The 23,868-nt window shown below is 68.0% G+C and carries 18 protein-coding genes; 8 read left to right on the plus strand and 10 right to left on the minus strand.

The features are described 5' to 3' along the window. Positions 1–259: 259 nt before the first annotated feature. Entirely contained in the window at positions 260–1,141 is an 882-nt protein-coding gene (locus VKP62_01955) for a hypothetical protein (protein ID MEB3195942.1), read from the minus strand. A gap of 159 nt (positions 1,142–1,300) precedes the next feature. On the opposite strand from VKP62_01955, the gene VKP62_01960 reads away from it, so the two are divergent. Further along, positions 1,301–1,723 carry a hypothetical protein gene (locus tag VKP62_01960; GenBank protein MEB3195943.1) on the plus strand — a complete coding sequence of 141 codons (423 nt, stop codon included), beginning with the start codon at positions 1,301–1,303 and terminating at the stop codon, positions 1,721–1,723. Positions 1,724–1,848: 125 nt separating this feature from the next. Here VKP62_01960 and VKP62_01965 read toward each other — a convergent pair whose 3' ends face one another. Both VKP62_01965 and VKP62_01970 read right to left on the minus strand, forming a co-directional pair. Further along, a complete protein-coding gene (locus VKP62_01965; GenBank protein ID MEB3195944.1) occupies positions 1,849–3,501 on the minus strand; it encodes an AAA family ATPase in 1,653 nt (550 codons plus the stop codon). An 18-nt stretch (positions 3,502–3,519) separates the two neighbouring features. Next, on the minus strand, positions 3,520–4,323 hold the full coding sequence (locus VKP62_01970; protein MEB3195945.1) for a hypothetical protein: 804 nt from the start codon (positions 4,321–4,323) through the stop codon (positions 3,520–3,522). Between the two features lie 51 nt (positions 4,324–4,374). Between VKP62_01970 and VKP62_01975 the strand changes: the two genes are divergently transcribed. Continuing rightward, positions 4,375–4,710, plus strand: coding sequence for a hypothetical protein (locus VKP62_01975; protein ID MEB3195946.1), 336 nt, complete (start codon positions 4,375–4,377; stop codon positions 4,708–4,710). Positions 4,711–4,747: 37 nt separating this feature from the next. On the opposite strand, the gene VKP62_01980 is transcribed toward VKP62_01975, so the two are convergent. The 3 genes from VKP62_01980 to VKP62_01990 form a co-directional block, all read right to left on the minus strand. Further along, positions 4,748–6,400, minus strand: a complete 1,653-nt coding sequence (locus VKP62_01980) for an AAA family ATPase (protein MEB3195947.1) — start codon at positions 6,398–6,400, stop codon at positions 4,748–4,750. A gap of 150 nt (positions 6,401–6,550) precedes the next feature. Then, positions 6,551–6,943, minus strand: coding sequence for a hypothetical protein (locus VKP62_01985; GenBank protein MEB3195948.1), 393 nt, complete (start codon positions 6,941–6,943; stop codon positions 6,551–6,553). A gap of 354 nt (positions 6,944–7,297) precedes the next feature. After that, positions 7,298–8,680: a hypothetical protein gene (locus VKP62_01990; protein ID MEB3195949.1), complete on the minus strand. Its 1,383-nt coding sequence runs from the start codon at positions 8,678–8,680 to the stop codon at positions 7,298–7,300. A 272-nt stretch (positions 8,681–8,952) separates the two neighbouring features. Here VKP62_01990 and VKP62_01995 point away from each other — a divergent pair, with 272 nt between their 5' ends. Further along, complete coding sequence (locus VKP62_01995; GenBank protein MEB3195950.1) at positions 8,953–9,867, plus strand: L,D-transpeptidase family protein; 915 nt, start codon at positions 8,953–8,955, stop codon at positions 9,865–9,867. Between the two features lie 169 nt (positions 9,868–10,036). Here the strand turns inward: VKP62_01995 and VKP62_02000 are convergent, their stop codons facing one another. From VKP62_02000 to VKP62_02015, 4 genes are all read right to left on the minus strand, one after another. Further along, on the minus strand, positions 10,037–11,614 hold the full coding sequence (locus VKP62_02000; protein ID MEB3195951.1) for a hypothetical protein: 1,578 nt from the start codon (positions 11,612–11,614) through the stop codon (positions 10,037–10,039). Positions 11,615–11,722: 108 nt separating this feature from the next. Continuing rightward, positions 11,723–13,627 carry a gamma-glutamyltransferase gene (gene ggt / locus VKP62_02005; protein MEB3195952.1) on the minus strand — a complete coding sequence of 635 codons (1,905 nt, stop codon included), beginning with the start codon at positions 13,625–13,627 and terminating at the stop codon, positions 11,723–11,725. A 13-nt stretch (positions 13,628–13,640) separates the two neighbouring features. Further along, positions 13,641–14,300 carry a CoA transferase subunit B gene (locus VKP62_02010; protein ID MEB3195953.1) on the minus strand — a complete coding sequence of 220 codons (660 nt, stop codon included), beginning with the start codon at positions 14,298–14,300 and terminating at the stop codon, positions 13,641–13,643. A gap of 58 nt (positions 14,301–14,358) precedes the next feature. Beyond that, positions 14,359–15,078 (minus strand): CoA transferase subunit A, encoded by a 720-nt coding sequence (locus VKP62_02015; protein ID MEB3195954.1) that lies wholly within the window; start codon positions 15,076–15,078, stop codon positions 14,359–14,361. A 182-nt stretch (positions 15,079–15,260) separates the two neighbouring features. Between VKP62_02015 and VKP62_02020 the strand changes: the two genes are divergently transcribed. From VKP62_02020 to VKP62_02040, 5 genes are all read left to right on the plus strand, one after another. Then, positions 15,261–15,455 carry a hypothetical protein gene (locus tag VKP62_02020; GenBank protein ID MEB3195955.1) on the plus strand — a complete coding sequence of 65 codons (195 nt, stop codon included), beginning with the start codon at positions 15,261–15,263 and terminating at the stop codon, positions 15,453–15,455. 141 nt (positions 15,456–15,596) lie between these two features. Further along, complete coding sequence (locus VKP62_02025; protein ID MEB3195956.1) at positions 15,597–15,758, plus strand: hypothetical protein; 162 nt, start codon at positions 15,597–15,599, stop codon at positions 15,756–15,758. Positions 15,759–15,809: 51 nt separating this feature from the next. After that, positions 15,810–18,653 (plus strand): hypothetical protein, encoded by a 2,844-nt coding sequence (locus VKP62_02030; GenBank protein ID MEB3195957.1) that lies wholly within the window; start codon positions 15,810–15,812, stop codon positions 18,651–18,653. 156 nt (positions 18,654–18,809) lie between these two features. After that, on the plus strand, positions 18,810–21,335 hold the full coding sequence (locus VKP62_02035; GenBank protein MEB3195958.1) for a hypothetical protein: 2,526 nt from the start codon (positions 18,810–18,812) through the stop codon (positions 21,333–21,335). Further along, complete coding sequence (locus tag VKP62_02040; protein MEB3195959.1) at positions 21,335–23,809, plus strand: NHL repeat-containing protein; 2,475 nt, start codon at positions 21,335–21,337, stop codon at positions 23,807–23,809. Before VKP62_02035 ends, VKP62_02040 begins: the two co-directional genes overlap by 1 nt. Positions 23,810–23,868 lie beyond the last annotated feature (59 nt).

The following is a 23,868-nucleotide window of genomic DNA, read 5'->3' on the forward strand; positions in this document are numbered from 1 at the left end:
GCACGGGCGGCAAAGCGGTGTGCGCATCATCCCGTCGCACTGCCTGGCCACGTTCGAGGCGTTGCCGGAAGCCGTGCGTCCGCTGCAATCAGCCCCCTTCGACCAGCGCGCGGAGCAGACCAGGTGATCGAGCGGGTCGAAGCCCCGCACCAGGCTGAATGGACGAGGCGACAGCCACGGGGGGCTCCCTGCAGGGGTCGGCGTCCGACGCCTGGGAAAACCCTCCCGCCGGGTGAGGACGGGAGGGTCGGAGGGGGCGTTACTTACCGGCGCTGTAGAAGCGGGTGGCGGGGTTTCCACCCTTGCGCTCGAGCTCTTCCCACAGAACGCCGGCACGGTACTCGGTCGCACCGGCGGCGCGCATCAGGTCCTGATTCAGCTCCTTCGGGATGTCCATGTAGAGCCCCAGCTGCGCATACGTGCCGCGCGCGGCCTCGACGGCGTTCGGGAGGGCCAGGCGAACGGCGACCTGGTTGCCCTTCACGTGGTGGAAGCTGAAGTGCTCGAACAGGCCCTCCTCGGGGAAGAAGTGGGCGCCATCCGGGGTCTTCTTGCCGGCGAGGGCCACGCGGAGCTCTTCCAGGTTCCTGGGCTTGGCACCGGCGAGGGCCTGCTTCACGACAGGGTCCTTCATCATCGCGTCGAAGATCGCATGGGCCGGGAACAGCGTGTCGAGCGAGACGCGCTTGCCCGTGGCCATATCGAGCGTTTCCAGCGTCTTGGTCGCCCAGGGATGGGCAGCGCCCGGGATCGAGCCGGAGTCCGTGACCTCGGTGCCGAGGTAGCGGCCAACCTGCGCGGTAACCTTGATGGTCTGGTAGCGGGGACCCTGGCAGGCCATGTCGCCTTCGCCGGCGTTCTTGCAGGCGGCCTCGAAGCGCGCTTGGGCCGAGAAGTGCGGCGCGGTCTGGCTCATGTCCTGGGCGCGCCAGATGGCGATGTCGCCCTCGCGGTCCTCACGGACGAAGCCACCGCTCTCTCTCCAAGCGCGCGAGGGGCCCTGGCTGACGCTCAGCTGGTCGGCGGCCATCTTGGGGGTGGGCACGGCGATCGCCTTGGTGGCGGCCGCATCGGTCGCGGCGGGGGCCTTGGGCTGGAGGCCGATCAGTTGGCCGATCTTGGTGGCAATGGCGTTGGGCATCGGGCGGCCCTCTCTCTCCTGGCTGACCGCTCGGAGGCAGCAGCTTGTTCGGGTCACAAAGGGGTTCTCGCGCCCGGCTGTTCCGCCGCTGTTCCAAAGTCCACCCGTTTGAGTTAAAAAACATTTAAAACGAATGAAACAAGAGTTGAAGATCTCAACGTGCCCCCCGCGGTCGCCGTGCATCGGAAGCCTGAACGCCTCGGGTGGCAGGCGAGCGACCAGTGCCTCCAGGGCGTCGTCGGCGAGCAGGCGCTCGCAGGCAAGCTCAGCTTCTGCGACTTCTGCCCCATGCACCACGAGCACGAGGCCTTCCAGACGGGCAACCAGGTGGTGGGCGCGCTGACGGGCTGGAAGGCCGACACGCGCGACATGGGCGTGTGGAGGAGCCAGTTCGATGCACAGGGGCGGCCGCGCCTCGACCTGCTGGCGCTGGCGCGGCAGGTCGGGCCGGCCGGCTTGCTCGCGGCGTTCAACGAGCGCGAGCGGGGGCAGTTCCTGGAACTCGGCGGCAGCGGCGAGCGCGGTGCTGCCCCGATGGCGCCGAAGGGCCAGCGCCTTCACGTGGCCTCAGGAAAGAACTAGGAAGGCCCTGCTCATCAAACGGGATGCGACAGCCAGGCGAAACCCCACGGGCTCACGGGTAGGTTCTGGCTTCAAAGGCCAACGTCCCCGATTCGTGCCCGGAAATCAGCATGCCATTGCCCCGTTCAGCCCTCGGCTACCTCGAAGCCCACCAGGTTGCGCTGCTCGCGGCTGAACTCGATGCCCACCAGCGTCACCGTCACACCCGGCGCCCGGTATTTCTCGGCGTAGCCCCGAGCCTGCAGCTGAGCCAGTGCTCGCCCCTCCGGCACCTGTTCGACCACCTTGAACTCGAACAGGTAGACCCGACTTGCCCAGGGATGGGCTGATTCCGCGGAGGTTAGGGAAGGCCGGGAGCGGTTACTTGCCCAGGGATGGGCTGATTCCGCGGAGGCCAGGGATGGCCGGGAGCGGTCGTCGAGGCGCAGTGCGAGGTCGATGCGGCCCTTGTTGGTGGCGTCCTCGACGCGCGTGTCGAGGCCGAGGGCGGCGAGGTGGCTGTAGAAGACGCTGGCGTAGAAGCCCTCGTACTGCGCGAGGGGGTTGTTGCGGTGCCAGTCGTGGGGGATGCTGGCGAAGAGCGCGTGCAGGTGGGCCTCCAGCCCGGCCATGTCGCCCGCCGCCAGCAGGCCGGGCAGCCGGCTGCGGGCCTCGCCCGAGGCCCGCAGCGGTACGCCATAGGGCAGCAACAGGCTCGCGTTCAGGGCCGACTCCACCTCGCGGTTCGGGTAGCCCAGCGTGTAGAACCACAGGCCCTTGCTCACCTCGTGGGAGGCCTGGATGGTCAGGTAGCCTGCCTGCCAGAGCAGGGCTTCCGGCTCGATGCGGTCGACGTCGAAGGCCCCGAGGAGCTCGGCGGAGGAGGTCAGCCGGGCCAGGTCCGGCGTGAAGAAGCGATGCTTGGCGAGGTGGTCCACAAGGAAGGTCGGCGTGCCCGTCTCGAACCAGAAGGGCCTGAACTGGCGCTCCTGGAAGAGCAGCAGCAGGTCGAAGGGGTTATAAACGGCCTCGCCCATCCAGTTGTAGCCGTTGTACCAGCGCCGCAGCTCCTCGCGCTCGAGACCCTCGAGTTCGGGGGCGAAGACCGTGTCGACATCGTGGTCCTGGTAGCCGCAAAGCGCGGAGTACTCGGGGCTGAGGGTGATGTCCCGCAGGTTGTTCAGCCCCGAGAACAGGCTGACCTTCGAGAACTTGCTCACGCCCGTGATGAAGACGAAACGCAGGTGCGCGTCTGCCCCCTTGAGGACCGCGTACAGGTCGCGCAGGGCGTTGCGCATCACCCCCGCCACGGCCGGCTCTGTGAGGTTGTCGAGGATGGGCTTGTCGTACTCGTCGATGAGCACGACCACCCGGCGGCCCGTGCGGTCGTGCAGGGTCTCGATGAGGTCAGCGAGGCGCCCGCGCGGATCGGGAAACCGCTGCGACAGACCGTGCTCGTGCTCCAGGCGCGAGAGCTGCTTGTGCAGCCCTGCTGCCAGGTCCTCCCGGGTCTCGAACACCCCGTCGCCCAGGCTGAGCCGCACCACCGGGTGCGTCACCGACCAGTCCCAGTGCGCCTCGGCGTGCAGCCCCGCGAACAGCGCCCGGTTCCCCTCGAACAGCTCTTTGAACGTGTCGAGCAGCAGGCTCTTGCCGAACCGGCGGGGCCGCGAGAGGAAGTAGTGCGTCCCCTGCTCGATCAGGCGCAACACAAAAGGCGTCTTGTCGACGTAGTAGTAGGCCTCCTCGCGGATCTTCGCGAAGGTCTGGATCCCGATCGGGAGCTTCTTGCGTTGCATGCCGCCTCCGGCCCGATCTTAGCACGGGGGGGGAGGCCCCGCCCCGGGGGCAACACCGGGCCGCGCCTCGGCGGGGGAGAGGCGCTCGTCGCGGTCCGTGTCGGCCCGCCACAGCTCGCCCATGATGACGGCCTCACGCCAGGCGCGCAGGAAGGTGGGGGTGGTGAAGGTGCCCACGAGCTCGTCTTGCGTCACGACGCCGTCGCGATCGGCGTCGTTCATCCGGATCCAGCTGGCGGCCCCCTGGGGGACCATGCCGGCCGCCACCAGGTCCGCTGACGTGACGGGCCGCCGCTCGCCGTGCGTGAGCGTCTGGTGCCAGCGGACGAGCAAGGGCGTCATCAAGGTCCGCGCGCGGGCCAACTCGGCCTCGTCCGGCCCGCGACGCAGCAGCCCCGAGCGGGCCGAGACGAGCCGGTGCTCGCGAAAGCGCTCCGTGCCCACCAGAAAGGTCAGGGGCCCGACGTAAGGCGTCTGTTGCGCGCCAAAGAACAGGCCGTCGGCCGGCGCGAGCTCGACCCAGAACGTCTCTCCCGGCAGCCCGTCGGCGGTTGCGGCGGCCACGGCCTGCGCCGCGGGCACGATCCTGGCCGGCTCGAAGGCGAAGCCTTGCTGACCTGACGGCATCTCCGCCACCGAGGCCTCCAGCGACCCTGCGCAATCCACCGTCACGGAGACGAAGCGAGGGGCGCCGGCGCCAGGCAGGCGGAACAGGAACATCCAGTCGGCAGCACCCTCTGCCGCGAGGCGGGCGGTGCGCCGGCTGCTGTCCACCGTCGCCGACGTCACGACGCTGCGGGTAGAGCTCTCGGGGGCCAACACCCTGACGGAGGACTTCGACCCGAACCTGCTGGCGACGGTCGCCAGGTGCAGGTGGCTGGCTTCCAGGGCCGGCGGCTCCTGGCGACCGTCGCGCAGGTCGAGGCGCTGCGCCTCCGCCTGACGGGCCCGAGCCCCGTCGAGGCCCGCCTCGATGCCGCGTCGCTGGCCGGGGGCCAGGGGTACGTCGTGATCGCGGACCTGGTGCCCGGGAGCTACTCGCTGCAGGTCGACGCCCTGGGCGCGGGGAACGCGGTCCTCGGGACCAAGCGCGAGGCCGCGAGCGTCAGCGCCGGCGTGACGACGGCCGTGGCCGTGAACCTGCAGCTCGACCCCGAGACGGTGGCGGCGCAGACGGGCGGGCTTCAGGCGCTGATCACGCTCAGATAGGGCGCGGTGCGGCTGCGGGCAGCCCACCGGGTGCCGCTCAGCCCTCCGCCACCTCGAAGGCCACGACGTTGCGCTGCTCGCGGCTGAACTCGATGCCGACGAGCGTGACGGTCACGCCAGGCTCCCGGTACTTCTCGGCGTAGCCCTTTGCTTGCAGCTGCGCCAGCGCCCGCCCGTCCGGCACCTGCTCGACGACCTTGAACTCGAAGAGGTACACGCGGCTTGCCCAGGGATGGGCTGATTCCGCGGAGGCCAGGGATGGCCGGGAGCGGTTACTTGCCCAGGGATGGGCTGATTCCACGGAGGCCAGGGATGGCTGAGAGCGGTAATCCAACCGCAAGGCCAGGTCGATGCGACCCTTGTTGGTGGCATCTTCCACGCGCGTGTCCAGTCCCAGCGCCGCCAGGTGGCTATAGAACACGCTGGCGTAGAAACCCTCGTACTGGGCCAGCGGATTGTTGCGATGCCAGTCGTGCGGGATGCTCGCGAACAGTCCGTGCAGAAGGTCTTTCAGGCCCGCCATATCACCCGCCGCGAGCAGCCCCGGAAGGCGATTGCGCACCTCGCCGGAGGTCTGGCGCGAGACGCCGTAGGCACGCATTAAGCTCGCATTCAAGCTGGCCTCCACCTCGCGGTTGGGGTAGCCCAGCGTATAGAACCATTGCCCCTCGCTCACTTCCTTTTCCGCCTGAATGCTCAGGTAGCCCGCCTGCCAAAGCAAGGCCTCCGGCTCGATGTCGTCCACCTCGAACGCTCCGAGCAACTCCTCCGAAGACGTCAGGCGGCTAAGGTTGGGCGTGAAGAACTGCCGGCGCGCCAGCAACTCCACGAGAAACGTCGGTGTTCCTGTCTCGAACCAGTAAGGCCGGAACTCCCGCTTCTGGAACAGCAGCAGCAGGTCGAACGGGTTGTACACCGCCTCACCCCGCCAGTTATAACCGTTGTACCAGCGCCGGATGCGCTCCCGGTCTAGCCCCTCCAGTTCGGGCGCAAAGACCGTATCGACATCGTGCTCCGTGTAGCCACAGAGGGCCGAATACTCGGGATCGAGCGTGATATCGTTGAGGTTGTTCAGGCCTGAGAAGAGGCTAACCTTGGAAAACTTGCTCACGCCCGTGATGAAGACGAAGCGCAGGTGCGCGTCCACGTCCTTGAGGGTGCTGTAGATGTCCCGCAGCCCATCGCGCATCACCCCCGCCCGTTCCGGCTCCGTCAGGTTGTCAAGGATGGGCTTGTCATATTCGTCTACCAGCACCACCACGCGCTGTCCCGTGCGTTCATGCAATCCACGGATCAACCGCTTGAAGCGCCCCCTCAGGTCCGCAACCTCGGGCGGCAGCGCGTGAAGCGCCTCGAAAGCAGATAGCTGCTCGAGCAAGCTGGCTCCGAGATCCTCCGGCGTCCTGAGCACGCCACTGCCGAAGCTCAGCCGCAGCACGGGGTGCTTGCTGGCCCAGTCCCAGTGCTGAGCCGCGTACAACCCCTCGAACAGCCCACGATTCCCCTCAAACAGTTCCTTCAACGTATCGAGGAACAGGCTCTTGCCGAATCGCCTTGGGCGAGAGAGAAAGTAATGCGTCCCCTGGTCGATCAGGTGCAATGCCAGTCGCGTCTTGTCGACGTAGTAATGCGAATCTTCACGGATCTTCGCAAAGGTCTGGATCCCGATCGGGAGCTTCTTGCGCTGCATGCCGCCTCCGCGACGATCTTAGCACAGGGCGTCAGGCTCACCGCCGGGGCTTTCGCGACGGCGCGCGGATGCTGCGCCGGCACGACCCGAAGACCGAATCAGGGGATAGCTCCCACGTCCAGTTCGCCTCGCCAACCCTGAACGCCAACGTCAGGGACGCGGGCCGCCCTCGACCAGCACCGCCTCAGCCACGCCGCCTTCGCCCCAGACCTCGGCCCGCATGCCCGGTTTCAACTCCGCGACCAGCGCCGCGCGGCGCTGCCAGGCACCCCGCTCGTCGAGCCAGTGAAAGGAAATCGCGGTGTGGCCGCGCTCCAAGGCGAAGCTGCGCGGCTGGCCATCGTCGGCCTGCAGCAGCAAACGCCCGAGGCTGAAGCGATCGCCGACCGAGGCCTGCTCGACCGCCACCAGCGTGCCCCAGCGCTCGGAGGCCATGCTCGGATGGCTCGGCGCCTTCTTGCGCGTGGCGGCGGTGGCCGCCGGTTGGCATCCCATCTTGTGCAGGTAGTATGCGCCCAGCGAGCGCAGATGTGAAACGTCCATGGGAATTGACCTTTGCCAGGTGTATTGCTTGGTTTAACCAGAAGATAATCTTTAGATATTCACTATATAACCAACAGGGGGACGGGTCAACCCATAAGCCGCAAATTTTTCTGCCGCGCAACAGGCCCGACACCATTTCCCCAGGCTCGAAACCGCCCAGCCAGGACACCACGAGGGACGGGCGTCCCCATGTCAGGGCCTGCGCAGCCTATTTCAGCCGGCCCCCCACGGGCGGCGCCCGCCGTCCCCCGCGAGGCCGGCTCGGGAGGGCAAGGCTGCGCCCGGGTCCGGCCTCGCCGAAGGGGTAGCCAACGGCGAGGGGCCGACGCCGGCAGCCACGCCCCCGGGTCCTTCTCAAGGGCGAGCAGGCGTCGCCTCGTACCAGTGGGTCAGCCGGGTGTAGCCGTTCAGAAGGGGCGCGGCCGACTGCTGGCTCAACTGGGCCTCATGAACCCACTGGGTCCGCCCGGTGTCGGTGTCGTGCACCAGGATTTCCCGGTCCCCCCGGCCGCCGCGCACGGCTATGGCGAGCATGAAGTGGTGGCGGGGAGCGGCCACCTCCGGCCGGTCCCACGAGACGACAATCGGCAGGTCATAGCCGTCCTGCAGCATCGGCACCATGGCCTCGACGGCCTCGGCCACCGGGCCGACCTTGGCCACGCGGTAGCCCACGCCCGTGACCGGCGTCAGGTACTTTCGCAACAGGTCGGGGATCACGATGCCACGGCCCTGGAGCGGACTGCCGTAAGGCACGGCCACGCCGTTGAATTCCTCCAGCAGGCGCTTCTGCTCCTCAGCCAGTTGCCGGTTGTGCGTGTCGTGGGCCCGCTCGGCCACGCGAAAATGCTGGTTCAGCTGCCAGGCATAGCGCGGATTGACCTCGCCGGCCGCCACCATGAACATGGCCGGACCGCAGGCGTCCTTCCACTGCTGCCGCAGGTCGAGCGGATCCCGCATGGTCGAGTTCGCGATCAGCAGGCTGGGCGCCTGTCCCCGCATCTGCTTCGCGTAGTCAGCCAAACTGGCATCCGGTTCCCCTGCCCCGAGGGCCTTCAGAATCAGGATCGCCTCCACGTCCGAACGGGTTTCCTGCATCAAGCCCGCCAGGTGGCCGAGCCGCGCACTCGAAAGCCCACGCAGCGCCGCCTGGATGCGGCGCTCGTCCGCCGGGGCCAGCAGGTCGAGATCGGCACGCCGTCCCTCGGCCAGCAGCAGCGCCAGCGGCTTGGGGGTCGGGCCCGGCGTGGGCGAAGCGACAACCGACATGGGCGAAGCGACAACCGGCGTACGCACCGCCTCAGGCGTGGCGAGGAGCGAGCCCGGACGCAACGGGGAAGCCTGAACGACCGGCGCGGAAGGACGCACCGGGGAGGGAATGACGACCGGCGAGGGCCGGCGTGCCGGGGTCGGCGTGGCCATCGCCGCTTCCGGCAGCGCAGCCACCGGGAGAGCGGCCGAGGCCTCCGTGTGGGGGGGTAACACCGGCAGTGTCAGGCCAAGCTCGGCTGAATCGTCCCAGTCGCTGAGATCGGCTGCAGACGACGGGGCGGGGGAGGCGATCGCCGAAGCGGGACGTAGCAGCGTGAGTGACCGCCCGATCTTGGCCTTGGGCAAAGCCACACTGACCGGGCTGAAGCGCCCTGCCGTCGATGCCTGGCCACAACCGGCCAGGAAGGTGAGCCAGACAAGCGCGAAAGCCAGGCGAACGGCTACCGGGCGGCGATGAGGCGACGACATGGAGCAGGGTCCTCCGCTGGATGCCCGCCTTATCGAGCGTCCGCCCCTGCTCGCTGCGTGCTTTAAAGAAAGCCAAATGGGATCGCGTCCGGGCCTTTTCCAAATTATTACCAGTTCTTTAACAAGGCAGGACGGACACCCGCAAATCAAGATTCGGAGATACTCTACAGGATTTTCAAGCATCCTTTAGCCGGTGCCGAGCGGGTAAGTTTTTCCGGGCTGGGGGATATAACCCCATAGACCCCCGCCGCATGTGCATGAGGTGAACCGCGGTGCCTGAACCGACCTCCCGCCGCCCGATCGGGCTTGGCAAGACGCTCTGGAATCTGCTGAACACGCCCAATGAGGCGGGCGCTCAGCCTGCCAAGCCGAACCCGACGCCCCCGATGGCCCGGGACGGCTTCCAGGCCACGGCGGCTTTCGCCAATGCGCGCTTTGCCAACCAGCCCGACCTCGCCTTGCTGATGGCCGGCCAGGTCCTCCGGCCCGGCAGTTCCAGTCAAGGCGTCGCCGCCGTGCAGGGGGCCCTCCACGCCATGGGCTTCACGATCGCCGACGGGGCCACCGGCTATTACGGCAACCAGACCCAGGCCGCGCTGCGCAACTTCCAGGTGATGGCCGGCCTGCCGGCCGATGGCATCCTGGGCCCCAACACGATGAAGGCGCTCGACCGCCACGCCCCGCCACCTGGCAAGAACAGCTGGGATGCGGGCGTCAACCCGGGTCCTGTGCCCAACCCGACGATCGCGCCGGGCAAGCAGGCGCGCGTCGTCGTGAGCATCTCGCAGCACCGCGCCTTCCTGTTCGATGCCAACGGCAAGCTCAAGAAAATCTACGGCGTGCGCACTGGCACCCCCCATCACGCCGATGGCCGGGGCGGGGCCACCACGCCCGGCGTCCGCCAGATCACCGGCAAGAACGGCGACCCGACCTCGGTGAGTCAGGCACTCTGGCCGGAGAGCAACGGCAAGGCCTTCGGCACGCGCCTGATCGACCTGACCCTGGTGGATCCGGTCACCGGCAAGCTCAAGGACGTGGACGGAAACGGCCAGGAACTTCACGGCACCTACACCGAAAGCTCGATCGGGCTCGACTACTCCCATGGCTGCGTGGGCCTGCGCAACCGCGACATCGAGGAGATCTACGGCCAGGTCCGCAACGGCGAGTTCGTCCGCTTCGACGCCTGAAGCGCGCCCTTCACGCTGGGGGGCGCCAGCACGGAGCCCCCAGGCAAACGCCCAAGGTCCGGAATCCCGCTGGGAAGCCGGACCTTGATGTTGATGGGGGCCGCCGTGGGAAGAGCGAAGCTGCTCTCATCGCGGCGATCAGGCAGCGTCCAGGTTCGGTGCGCTCGGCTCAGCCATTGGCCGCCAGCGTCCCGCTGGCCCGACCCGCCGCCTCAGCCGTCGAGGTCGCGCTGGGGTCGGGGCTGGGCAGGGCCACCGGCGTGGGGGCAGGCGATGGGGGCAAGACCGGCTTCTGCGGGGGCGTGGCGGTGCTGGTAGGCGTAGGAACCGGCTTGGGCTCATGGACCTCACACACGGAGTTGAACCAGGTGTGGGTCACGCGGGTGGGCCGGGTGAATCGGATCACCGCGCCGCTCTCGGCATCGACCATGGCCGACCCGCTCTGGTTGGTGTAGCGATTCGTTTCCTTGCGTTGCACGGGGTTGCACACCTGATCAGGCGGCATTGGCACGGGGGACAGCCCGCGGTCCGGAGCAGGCATGGAGACCGACGTGCCTTGCAGCAGACGGAAGGCCGCCTTGGCTGGCGTCATCGATTCGCTGACCGCAACGGCCACGCCTGGCACGGCGATCGGAAGCCGATTGTCGGCGCCCGGCCCCTCGGGGGCGTGCCAGTTGAGCTCCCAGACGAGCTTGCCCACAATCTGCTGCAGGCTCACGGACCAGCGCGCGTTGCCGGGGACCTGATACAGCACCTCGGTTTTTTGCTCGTCACCGTCATACTCTCCGGTCTTGGGCTGTTCGAAGGCGTGCCCCAGGAAGTAATCCTGGCGGGTGCGCTCCTCCTCGCCCGCAAAGCTCCGGTCCGAGACCGCCTTGATCACCCGGGCGATCGCCTCGCCCGCATCGACCTTGACGCGCTCGGGGGCCAGCTCCAGCGGCGCCCAGCGCAGGCGAACCAGGGTGGTCTTCTCCGGCGTGACGATGAACTGAAGCATCTCACTGCGGGCCGAGGACAGGTACACCAGGCGCCAGCCAGCCCCCCCCTCGAAGGGGCTCAGGCGCACCGGCACAAGCCCCGCTTCGGGCGCGGTCTGGTCGTCGCGGTGAAGGGCCCCCGCGTTGGTGAGGGTCGAGCCGGCTTCCGTCAGGCGCGCATCCGATGCCCAATCCTTGATGACCGGGCCGACGACCGCACTGACGATCGCGGAGAACCCGCCCTGGGCGCCCTTGGTTTCACCCTCCTGCACCGAGACCAGCGCCATCTGCTCGGCGCCTGCCCCAAAACCGAAGTAGTAGCGGTAGCCATAGCCACCCCAGACGTTGCCACTGAAAGCGCCGCCGGCGGTCGAGGCAGAGTTCCCCGCGTTCGCAACCTTGTCGTTGCCCCGGCCGACCATCCGCTCAGCCGATGCAGGCAGCGGGGCCATCGGGGCAGCAGGCGCGGACGCGCCCCCCCCCAAGGTAGCCGCATCCATGCCCACCAAACCAGCCGGGACAGGGCCCCCCGCCCGCAGCGTGGCCGCGTCGACGCCGACCGGCCCGGCCTGGCCCGACAGATACCGGGCATTGGCCACCGTCAGCGGGCGAAAGGCCACGCCGGCCAGCGGCTCGAGCGGTGCATTGGAAATGAGCTTGCCCGTGACCGGGTCGCGAACCGGCAGCTTGGAAGGTCCGGTGAGCCCCGGCACGGCACACCCGCCGAGCAGCAGAACCAGGCTGAGCGACCAGGCGATTGGACGTAACACGGGAGGCCTCCTTTCGGGGTGACGCTGGATGAAACCCCGAGCTTGTATACTATTTTTGTATACTACCCAGGCGCGACGACACTGTCAAGCGGCCGGAGCGGACCGTGGTCAATAACCGAAGGCCTCGCCCCCGCGCCGTGGGTCCGCATAGGCCTCCCAGGCCCCATCCGGGCGCCGCAAGATGCCCTGCGCATCGCCAATCAGCGGCCGCGCCTGCACCTGATGGCCCAGCCGCACCAGTTCCACCCGCGTGAGCGCATCGAGGCCGCCCGGTTCCTGATAGAGCAGGTCCGGCTGGGCCTGGTGGTGCAGGCGCGGGGCGGCGATCGCCCAGTTCAGCGGGAGCTTGAAGTCGAGCACGTTGCTCAGCACCTGGGTCACGGTGGTGATGATGGTCGGCCCGCCAGGCGAGCCCAGCACGAACTGAGGACGTCCCTGGGCATCCAAGACGATCGTGGGGGTCATGGACGAGAGCGGGCGCTTGCCCGGCGCCACCTGGTTCAAGGGGCCCTGACGCAGACCGAACTGGTTGACACCACCAGGTTTGACGGTGAAGTCGTCCATCTCGTTGTTGAGCAGCACGCCCGTACCGCGCGCCACGACGCCGCAACCGAAGTTGCCGTTCAGGGTGTAAGTGTTCGAGACCGCCATCCCGCCAGCATCGACGACGCAATAATGGGTCGTCTGCTCACTCTCGACCGGGCCCGGCTGGCGCCCGAAGGCCGGGGTCGAGGCATCTTCGCGGATGCTGGCGCGCCGACGAAGCGCATAGGCCTTGCTGATCAGGCGCTTGACGGGCTGGTCGGGCAGGAAGTCGGGGTCGGCGAGAAAAGCGTTGCGGTCGGCGAAGGCGCGCCGCTCGGCCTCCGTCAGCCAGTGCAGGTGGCGTGCGCTGTGCCAGCCGAGTTTGGGCAGGTCGACGCCTTCCAGGATGTTGAGGATCTGCGCCATGGTCACGCCACCGCTGCTGGGCAGCGGCATGGTGACAATCGTCTGACCGCGATAATCGAACCGCAACGGCTCGCGCCAGCGTGGCCGGTAAGCTTGCATGTCGGCCACGCTGAGCACGCCGCCCTGACGGGCGATGTCCTGGGCGATCGCCTGGGCCGTGGGGCCGCTGTAGAAGCCCCGCGCGCCTTGACGAGCGATGCGCTGCAGCGTCACGGCCAGATCCGGCTGACGGAAGCGCTCTCCGGCCTTGGGCGTCAGCCCCTCGGGCAGGAAGACGCGACGCGATTCGGGAAAGCGCATCAGCAGATCCTGGGCCCGGTAAAAGGAACCGGACAGGTACTCGTTGACGATGAAGCCATCCCGCGCCAGCCGGATCGCCGGGGCCACCAGGTCGGCCCAGGGGCGCTTGCCATAGCGCCGGTGAGCGGCCTCGAAGCCGGCCACCGTGCCCGGGACGCCGACCGCGCGCACGCCGACCTGGCTGGCTGAGGTGGCGTTGCCGAGCCGATCCAGGAACATGTCCGGTCGCGCCGCCGCGGGGGCCGTCTCGCGGTAATCGAGCGCGCTCTGACCGCCACCCGGCGCGTGCACCAGCATGAAGCCGCCGCCGCCCAGGTTGCCGGCCTCGGGGTAAACCACGGCCAGCGCGAAGCCCACGGCGATCGCCGCGTCCACGGCGTTGCCACCGCGCTTCAGCACCTCCACGCCGACCTGGCTGGCGATCGCCGAGACACAGGCCACGGCGCCTCGCCGGGCCAGAACAGCGGGCTGCGGCTGGCGATACAGCCAGCTGGCCTCGTAGGGCATGCGGGAGACCGCGATCGGGCGCGGCCGATACCCCGGCGTGGGATAGGCGCTCGGTCGAACCGTCGGCAGGCTGCGCGGCGCCGCGGCCGGGGGCAGGACGGTCGGCGCCTCCGGCGCGGTCGGGGCGACGTGGGTCGCGCCACTGGCCGCCGGGGGCCCGCCCATCAGGTCCGTGGCCTGCGCCGGCCAGCCCGGCACGACCGCTCCGGCGGCCAGCAGGACCAGGCAGACTCCGGCGCGCAGGCGGCCCTTCACGTCAGCCCCCCGCTCAGGCCGAGGCGGCTGCCAGCAGTTCCGGCGCCACCGTCAGCGAGGCCCCGGTCTTGGCCTTGATTTCATCCAGCGTGACGCCGGGCGCCAGCTCTCGCAGCAGGAAGCCGCCGGGCGTCACGTCAATGACGGCCAGGTCCGTCACGACCATGTTGACCACACCCTGCCCCGTCAACGGCAGGGCGCAGCGCGTCAGCAGCTTGGGCTCGCCTTCCTTGCTGCAGTGCTCCATGGCGACGATCACGCGCTTGGCGCCGGCCACCAGGTCCATCGCCCCGCCCATGCCCTTGACCTTCTTGCCGGGAATCATCCAGTTGGCCAGGTCGCCGTTCTCGGCCACCTGCAAGGCCCCCAGAATGGTCAGATCGACGTGCCCGCCGCGGACCATGGCAAACGAGTCGGCGCTGGAAAAGAAGCTGGAGCCAGGCAGGGTCGTGACGGTCTGCTTGCCGGCGTTGATCAGGTCGGGGTCCTCCTCGCCCTCAAAAGGAAAGGGCCCGATGCCCAGCAAGCCGTTCTCGGACTGCAGGGTCACATCTATGCCGGCCGGAATGAAATTGGCCACCAGGGTCGGAATGCCGATGCCCAGGTTGACGTAGTAGCCGTCACGCAGTTCCTGCGCGATGCGGGCGGCGATTTGATTGCGGTCGAAAGCCATGCGGAAACCTCCTGCCGGGGGGCGCTGCGGTCATCCAGCAGCGCCCCGTTCTGCCGATTCAAGCGAGCGGGGCGGCCTCGCGCGGGCGCACCGTGCGCTGCTCGATGCGCTTCTCGTAATTCGTCCCCTGGAAGATCCGGTCGATGAAGATGCCGGGCGTGTGCACGTGGTCCGGGTCGAGTTCGCCCACCGGCACCAGCTGCTCCACCTCGGCCAGCGTCCAGGGGGCCGCCGTGGCCATCATCGGATTGAAGTTGCGGGCCGTTTGCCGGTACACCAGGTTGCCGGCGGCGTCGCCTTTCAGGGCCTTGACGATCGCCAGGTCCGCCCGCAGCGGCAGTTCGAGCACGTATTCGACGCCGTCGATCAGGCGCGTTTCCTTGCCTTCGGCCACCACCGTGCCCACCCCCGTGCGGGTGAAGAAGCCGCCGATGCCGGCCCCGGCGGCGCGAATCCGCTCGGCCAGGGTGCCCTGGGGAATCAGCTCGACCTCCAGCACGCCTTCCAGCACCTGCCGCTCGAAGGTCTTGTTCTCGCCCACGTAGCTGGCGATCATCTTGCGAATCTGGCGCGTCTGGAGCAGCAGGCCCAGGCCGAAGTCGTCGACGCCGGCATTGTTGCTGATGAAGGTGAGATCCTTCACGCCGGCCTCGCGAATCGCCGCGATCAGGTTCTCGGGGATGCCGCACAGGCCGAAGCCGCCGGCCATGATGGTCATGCCATCGCGCAAAATTCCGGCCAACGCCGCCTGGGCGTCCGTCACCACCTTGTTCGCCATGCGCCCTCCCTCGACACTCGTCGCTGAGTGCCCGTCGCAGCGAAGTGTACCACTCGCCCCCTGAGGCTCGCCAGCGGCCCGTCCCGGCGCAATCGGGGCTTGACGTGGGCGGAGGCTAAGGTTATGCTTAAATTAAGCATTTCATCTCGCCTTAATAATACCGACGTCGAGGTTCGCCCCGCATGCCCGCCGCCCCCACCCAATGCCTGAACACCCGCCGCACCGACTGGGCGGTGCGCCCGGCTGCCGTCGACCGAGCCGACGTACTGTTCGGCGTGGTGAAGGCCTTCAACCAGCGCGACGGACGCCATTATCCGGCCGGCAACACGGAAACCCTCTTCGACGCGGTGAAGCTGTATCAAGCCCGGCGGGCGTGAGCAGGATCACCGGTTTTAATCAAACTTGTCGCAAGCTTAACCGCAGGCTGATTCAGGCGGGCAGCCCCCCGGCCTATAACCCTCTCGTGCGTGTGCCGGGGTGAAACCACCCCATCCGTGTTGAACAGAGGGTGAACCGCGATGCAAAGCTTCTGGGTGTCGGTCAGCTACGACAAGGAACTGGTTCTGAGCCATTGCTTTCCGGCGGAAACGCGGGAAGCCGCGCTGGAGAGCATGCTGAACTACCTGCGGCTCGAGTTCGACCTGCCGGCCGGCGCCGACATCAAGGTCGCCCAGCACTGAGGGGCAATCCCGGGTACATGAGCGCAAGACCCTCGCGGAAGGAGCTTGCCCGTGCGCCTGATTCACCCCACGCTGTTGCTGGCCTTCCTGATCACGGCGTGCCAGGTGCCTCCGCAGGCCCGGAGTGCGAGTCCCAAACAGACCGTCACGCGAACCGGAGACGCGTCGGCGCTGAAGGATAACCCGACCCGCACGACCGGCCAGACGACCGAGGATGTCTCCAAGGTCAGTCCACCTACGACCCCGCTGATTGGCCTGGACGGTACGACCGTCACCAACCTCGCGCGCTCGAGCGTCTCGCTGCCGTCCCGCGAGCTCCCGCTGGGCGGTCGCTTCTCCGTCCCCGCGAAACTGCTTTCCAATAACAGCGGCAACATTTTGTCGAACAACGCCGGCAACATTCTGTCGAACAATGCCGGCAACTTGATCAGCGACCAGGCGGGCTCGCTGGTGAGCGATCGCGCGCTCGGTTTCAGGCCCGGAGCGCCATTCAGCCTCTCGGCGCTGCCCACGGGCAAGCGGTTGCAAGCCTTGGACCAGCAACCCGTGGCAGGCGCCCGGATCGTGATCGTCGATGCCAGCGGCCGCTGGATCGCGGCGCCGGACGGCAAGCCCTATCAGGCCGACACGGATGCCCAGGGCAATTTCCGCTTCGAGCGCCAACCGGCTGGCCGCAACCTGCTGCTGCAGGTCGTGGGGCTCAAGCCTGAGGTGGGTGTGGCCGTGGCGCTGCTGCCGGACGCCGCCAAGGAAGCGAAGGCCGCAGCCCCGCGCCAGATCGACATCGATGCCCTCAGCACGCTCACGGTCGGCTACATTGCCAATCGCTTCGTGAAAGGCCAGCAGGACATCCTCGACAAGCTGCCCGGCAGCGTCGAGGCCGACACCCGGGCCAAACTCGGGGTGGCTGGAGGCAATTCACTCAACCTCGGCGACCTCAAGCTCGAATCGGTGGTGGCCGAGGTCGACCGCCTGCGCGCCGCCGACGCCACCCTGGAAGCTCAGGTTCAGTACGTCGAAAGTCTTCTGGTGGCCGGTCTCAAGGATATGGGCGAAGGCCTGCCGGCCACCCGCGTGGCCCTGGCGGCCCCTCATCGCTTGCAGGCCATGCCCGACGGCAGCGTGCTGGTGGTGGAGACCTGGGCCGGGCGCATCCGGCGCATCACCGCCGATGGCAAGCTGCGCCGCTTCGCCGGCAACGGCGTCGGCCGCTTCACGGATGACGGCACCACCCTGCGCCTGGGTGACGACGGCCCTGCTGCCGAGGCCTACATGCAAGGCCCGACCTCGCTGGCCGCCGATGCAGCCGGCAACCTGTTCGTCTGTGATCTGAAAAACCATCGCATCCGACGCATCGACGCAACCAGCGGCCTGATCACCACCCTGGCCGGGAATCGCCCCCTGGTCGGCAGCCAGATGTTCGCGCCGCAACCCCAGCCCGGCAGCGCCATCAGCGCCGGAACACCGGGACGCGAGGCCACCATCACTGCGCCGCACGCCATCGCCGTCGATGCGAAAGGCCGCTGCGTGTTCGCCTCAGGTGAAGGCACTTACCGGGTCGAGCCCAACGGAACCCTGATGCCCCTGTTGCACGCCGGCAAGCTGCGCACGCCCGCCAAGCTGGCGTCCACTCCGGACGGGCAGGTGTTTGCCTGTTACGGCAGCGACGGCTTCGCGCGCCTCGTCGACGATGCGTTCGTGCCGGCCGCCGACATCCCGGCGCGCGACTTCAAAACTAACTGGCACCTGGCGGCTGGCCCGGCTGGCGTGCTCTACATGCACGGTGATGGGGCCCTGCACCGCTTCGCGGACGGCAAATGGGAACGTGTGCTGGAGCTGAGTAGCCCCAAACTGCCCACGGGCCTCACCGCGAGCGCGACGGCGGTCTGGTTGTCCAGCGACACCACGGGTCAGGTCTGGCGCTACGACCTGGCCAGCAAGGCCTACACGCGCGTGGCGGGGATCCAACTGGAGCCTGGCCAGGGCCTTTCCGGGGAGCAGGTGAGCCTCAACCGCCCCTCGGCGCTGGCCTTTGACGCGCAGGGGCGGTTGCTGGTGGCAGATGGCATCAACGGCCTGATCTGGCGCCGCGACCTGGACGGCCTCTATCGGCGTCTGGCGGGCAATGGGGCACCTCCGGACGCCACCGCCGCCAGCGCGGTCGGCCCCGCCCTCGACACCGCCATCGGCATCAGCACCACCTTGATTCCGGAGGCGGACGGTGGTGTCAGCTTTGCCGCCGGCGACCAGAATCATTACAGCCTGCGCCGGGTGGATACCGCGGGGCAACTCACCCGCGTCACTCTGCCGGCCGAGCTCAAGCCGCTGCACGTGGTGCGCGAGACCTCGGGCAGCTGGCTCATCTCGGATGCCACCCTCACGCCCGTGCCCAGCAGCCGCATCGTGCGGGTCCAGGGCGAGCGGGTCGAGGAACTGCTGCCGCGCAAGAACATGGGGGCCTATTTCGCGCTGACGCCACGGCCGGACGGCAGTCTGGTTTACCTGGACGTGCTGGCGTCCACGGTCTACCAGCGTAGTGCCAGCGGCACCATCAGCGTGCTGGCCGGCTCGCCGAACCTGAGTTCGGGCTTCGAGGGCGACGGCGGTCCCGCCAGCGCGGCGCGCTTGCACCTGCCCCTGGGGCTCGCCTTCGACGCGGCGGGCCACCTGTACATCTCGGACACCAGCAACCACCGCGTGCGCCGCGTCGACGCCAAGACCGGCCTGATCACCACGCTGGCCGGCGCAGGGGGCAAATTCTTCAACGGCACGGGCGTCGACGACGGCCTGCGCGAGCCCAACGCGCTGGCCTTCGATGCCGCCGGCAACCTGTTCATCGCGGACTCGGGCCACAACCAGATCAAGCGCATCGCCAGCGAGGAACTTGCCAAGTAACCTGGCGTGACGGGCGATCGCCCGGGCCTCGCTTTCTGTCCGCCAAAGCGTTATCCCTTGCTGATTTGCGGGTTTAATCAAGTGGGGGGTTCACCAGGGGCGCATCGCCCGCGCTGGGGAACCCCCACGCTGTCTGGGAAGGCTCGGAGGACACATTTGGCGCTGGTCTGGCGTGTCGTGTTGCTGCTGGCGTGGGTGCTCTGGCCCCTCGCCGCTTGCATGCGCCTGCCGGCCGGCACGGGAATCGCCATGCTGCGAGCACCGACCGGGGCCGTGTTCGATGCCGCGGACGGCGGCAGCGCCAGCGCCCGGGTGACGCTCTCGCTGCCTGTCGCCTCGCGGCCCCGAGCTCCCCGCTCCCTGCTGGCCCTGGGTCCACCCAAGGCCAGCGAGGTCTCCCAGGTGGTCGTCACGCTCTACCGCGTCGACGGAGGCACGGAGGTCCCGCTCGGTGTCCGCACGCTCAGCGGCAGCCAACTCAGCCAGCCCCTGATCATCCGCCACTTGCGCGCCAACACCAGCTACCGCCTGCGCGGCGAGGGCTACGGGGAAGACAGCCTGTCCGCCGCCAACCTCCTGACCCTGCCGGCCTCGGACAACCGAAACATGGTGGGCTGGCTGACCACCAACGACGACGCCGCGCTGGCCGTGACCTTGCGCTTGCAGTTGCTCGCAGGGCCGCAGGCGCTGGTCTCGCTGGTGGCCGGCGTGCTGGAACCTCCGGACCCGAACATGCCCCTCACCTTCGGTACGCCGGGCCCCAAGTACGACGGCTTGCTCGGGCGGGCCACCCTGGCCATGCCGACCGGCATGGTCGTGAACTCTGCCGGCACCCTGTACATCGCAGACACCAATCACCACTGCATCCGTCAGGTCACGCCGGGAGGCCTGGTCACCACCCTGGCAGGTAGCGGTTATCCCGGTCACGCCGATGGCACCGGGCCCCAGGCCAGCTTTCAGCAACCCCTGGGCCTGGCGCTGGATGCCAGCGGCACGCTCTACGTCGCGGATCTGAGCAACCATCGCATTCGCAAGGTCACTCCGGAGGGGGTGGTCACCACCCTGGCCGGCTCCAGCCTGGGCTTTGCCGACGGCGAGGCAACCGCCGCGCAGTTCTCGAGGCCCCACAGCCTGGCGATTGACGCCAGTGGCACGCTGTATGTCTCCGATTCCGGCAATCACCTGATCCGCACCGTGACCGCCAGCGGGGTGGTAAGCACCCTGGCAGGCTCCACGCAGGGCTTCGCAGACGACCTCGCCAATGCTGCGCGTTTCGATGTTCCCCAAGGCCTGGTCCGCGACGCCAGTGGCACGCTCTACGTGGCCGACCGCAACAATCAGCGCATCCGCCGCATCAGCGCCGGGACGGTGAGCACGCTAGCGGGCACGGGGGCCATGGGCAACCTGGACGGCCCGGGCACCACGGCGACCTTCACCTACCCCAACTGCCTGGCCCTGGCTAGCGACGGCACCCTGCGCGTGGCCGACCTCAACAACCGCATCCGCAGCATCACGCCGGCGGGCGAAGTCAGCCACTTTTCCGGCCCGGCGGGTGGGGATCAGTTAGGTGGATACCGCAATGGACCTGCCAACAGTGCCCAGTACAAGCGAATTCAAGGCATGGTCGCGGCTCCCGGGCAGGGCCTCTACGTCTCCGAAGCCGGACTCTGGTACGGCTTCTCCGGCGAAGCCTTCAGCCAGGAACCCTGGCTGCATCGGATCCGCACGCTGACCGCCGGTGGTGACGCCAGCACGCTGATCGAGGACAACGACGCGTTGACGCTGGACGGAGGGGCATTGGCCAGTAGCCTGGGCTTCAACGTGGAACTGACGGTGGACGGGAACGGGCAGATCTACCTGTCGGACGAGAACACCCACCGCATCCGTCGCATCACCCCAGGAGGCCAGCTCATCACCGTCGCGGGCTCCAGCATGGGATTCGAAGAAGGCACCGGCAGCCAGGCCCAATTTTCCTTCCCCTGGGCAGTGGCCGTCGACGCCAGTGGGACGCTCTACGTGGTCGATGGCAATAACAATCGCATCCGACGGATCAGCGCGGCGGGCGTGGTAACCACGTTGGCTGGCTCCACGAGTGGTTATCAGGACGGCAGCGGTGCCACGGCGCAATTCAGTTTCCCGCGTGGGGGAGCGCTGGGGCCCGACGGCAACCTTTACGTCACGGATAACAACCGCGTCCGAATGGTCACCCCAGCCGGCGAGGTGACGACGCTGGCAGGCTCGTCGAACGGTTACCAGGACGGTCTCGGGGCAGCGGCGCGATTTGCCTCTCCCCAGGGCCTGGCCGTGGATGCCAGCGGCACCATCTATGTGGCGGACACCTTCAACCACCGCATCCGCAAGGTCACGCCAGGGGGCGAAGTGAGCACCTTGGCCGGCTCGTCGAGTGGATATCAAGATGGGGCAGGCGCCTCGGCCCGCTTCACCGTCCCTACGTCCGTGGCCGTGGATGCCAGCGGCACGGTCTATGTCGCAGATAAAGGCAACCACCGGGTCCGTAAGATCACGCCAGCCGGTCTGGTGAGCACACTGGCAGGCGCCGATACGGGCTCCCTGGAGGGGCCGGCCGACGCCGTCACCATGTACAACGCGAGTGCGCTAGCGATCGGTCCGGACGGCAGCCTGTACGTCTTCAGCGACAGGCGCATCCGGAGGATCCGTTGATGGGCCGCTTCTTGCTGGCGGCCTGGCTGGTCGTGGTCTCGAGCCTGGCGGGTTGCTGGTTGCCCGGCACGGGGCAGACCCAGCATGTGCTGTCGCTCGGACGCACGGCGAATGTCACCAGCGAAGGTGGCCACACCACGCTCACGGTGTACGCACGCCTCCCCCAACGTCAGCTTTTCGCCACCATCAATCCCTACACGGCCGCCGATGTGGCGCGCCTGGTGGTCACCCTGCACAAGCGCGTCAGCGGCGTGACGGGTCCGGCGATCGCCACGCTGGAACACACCAACCCGGCCGCGTTCGGTTCGGCCCTGCGCTTCACCCACCTGAGGGCACAGACGACCTACGTGCTGCGAGGAACCGCCTTCCCGACGCTGGGCAGCGCCATCAGCGACCCGACACGCTCGGAACAGACCGTCATCTTCACCAACAACACCACCCCGCCCCCCGTCACCCTGAGCGTTGCCCTGCTGGACCGCGCCTTCGTCAACCAGGCCGACCTACCGGCCGTGGGGCTACTGGATGGCACCCTGCGCGACAACCGGGGGCTGGTCGACTGGTATGCGGGCACTGCCGGCGTCGTCATCGAAGACCAGCTCCTGCCTCTGGGCATCGAAAGCTGCATCAAAGCGGCCCCGGACGGCACGCTCTACGTGACGGACAGTCAGCAGCACCGCATCCGTCGGATCGACCTCAATGGCGTGATGACGACGCTCGCGGGCTCCATCTTTCCGGGCAACCTCGATGGGACAGGGGCGGCCGCTCAGTTCAATAGCCCGCGAGGCCTGGCCTTCGACGCCAGCGCCACGCTCTACATCGCCGACACCAACAACCACCGCATCCGCAAGGTCAGTCCAACTGGGGTCGTGACGACGTGGGCCGGCTCCAGCATGGGCAACACCAATGGCACCGGCACCCTGGCGCAGTTTGCCAACCCGCACGGACTGGTGGTCGATGCCAGTGGCACGGTGTATGTCGCGGATTCCGTCAATCACCTCATTCGACGAATCACCCCCGCCGGGGTCGTCTCGACCTTCGCCGGTTCGACGCAGGGCAGCGCCGACAGCCTCAATCCCCTCTCGGCTCAGTTCAATCAGCCGCGTGACCTGGCCCTTGGTCCCGACGGCACGCTCTATGTCGCGGATACCTTCAACGCGCGCATCCGGCAAATCTCCGCCACCGGGGTCGTCAGTACCCTGGCCGGCTCCTCCTTCGGCTACCAGGATGGGACGGGGGCGGGCGCCCAGTTCAATCAGCCCCAGGGAATTGCCCTGCTGAGCGACGGCACGCTGGCGGTGGCGGATCACGGCAACCACCGGATCCGGCGCGTGACCAAAGCGGGGGTGGTCACCACACTGGCCGGCGGCAATGAAGGCGGCGTTCAGGATGGCCTCGGCACCGCCGCTCAGATCTTGGCTCCCTGGGGGATTGGCGCCGGCACGGCCGGTAGCCTCTTCTTCACCGACACCAGTGGCGTGCGGGCGCTCGCGCACGGCAGCGTCATCACGCTCGCCCCGAATGGGCGTGGAAGCCAGGACGGTGCCCTATCTCAGGCCCGCTTTCTCCAACCCGAAGGCATCGCCGTGGATGGCTCGGGCAACGTCTATGTCTCGGACACCCAGAACCACCGCATTCGCAAGATTATCCCGGATTCCTCGGGCTTCGCCTTCTCCACGAACCTCAATGACGGACGCGTCACGACCCTGGCCGGCAGCGTGGCCGGCTACCAGGATGCCACGGCCAGCAACGCCCGCTTCAATCTTCCTTCCGGCCTGGCGGTTGCCTCCGATGGCACGATCTACGTGGCGGACCGCAACAACCATCGCATCCGGGTGGTCAGCGCGGCGGGCGCCGTCACCACCCTGGCCGGCTCCACCCAGGGCCTCGCGGAGGGCACTGGCGCCGCCGCTCAGTTCGATAGTCCGGACGGCCTGGCCGTGGACGCCAGTGGGACGATCTACGTCGCCGACACCAACAATCACCGCATTCGCCGCATCACCCCGGGCGGCGAGGTATCGACCTACGCGGGTTCTACTCAGGGCGATGCAGATGGGGTGGCCACCGCCGCTCAGTTTTTCTTGCCCAAATCCCTGTGCGTCAACGCAAGCGGCACGGTGTATGTGGCCGATACCGGCAATCACCGCATTCGCGCGATCACCCCGGGGGGCGTGGTGTCGACGCTGGCCGGCTCGTCCGCAGGAACGCTCGACGGATTTGGCACGGCGGCTCAATTCAGCTCGCCCCGCGCCATCTGCGTGACGCCCACGGGTACCCTGTACGTGGCGGGCGATCGCCTCTGTCGGGTCACGCCGGCCGGTGCGGTGACGACGCTGGCAGGAGGTGGCGGCAACGGTTATCGCAATGGCCTGGGCACCGCGGCGCGCTTCTCCACCCCATCGGGCCTCGCCGTGACCGCCAGCGGGACCATTTACGTCGTCGATACGTTCAATCACGTCGTGCGCGTGGTGCGTTGACGGATCGCTCCGGCCGGGCCGGAACGTGCCCGACCTCTCGCCTGGACGGTCGCAAGGGA

Source organism: Candidatus Sericytochromatia bacterium, assembly GCA_035285325.1.
In the GTDB taxonomy this organism is placed as follows: domain Bacteria; phylum Cyanobacteriota; class Sericytochromatia; order S15B-MN24; family JAQBPE01; genus JAYKJB01.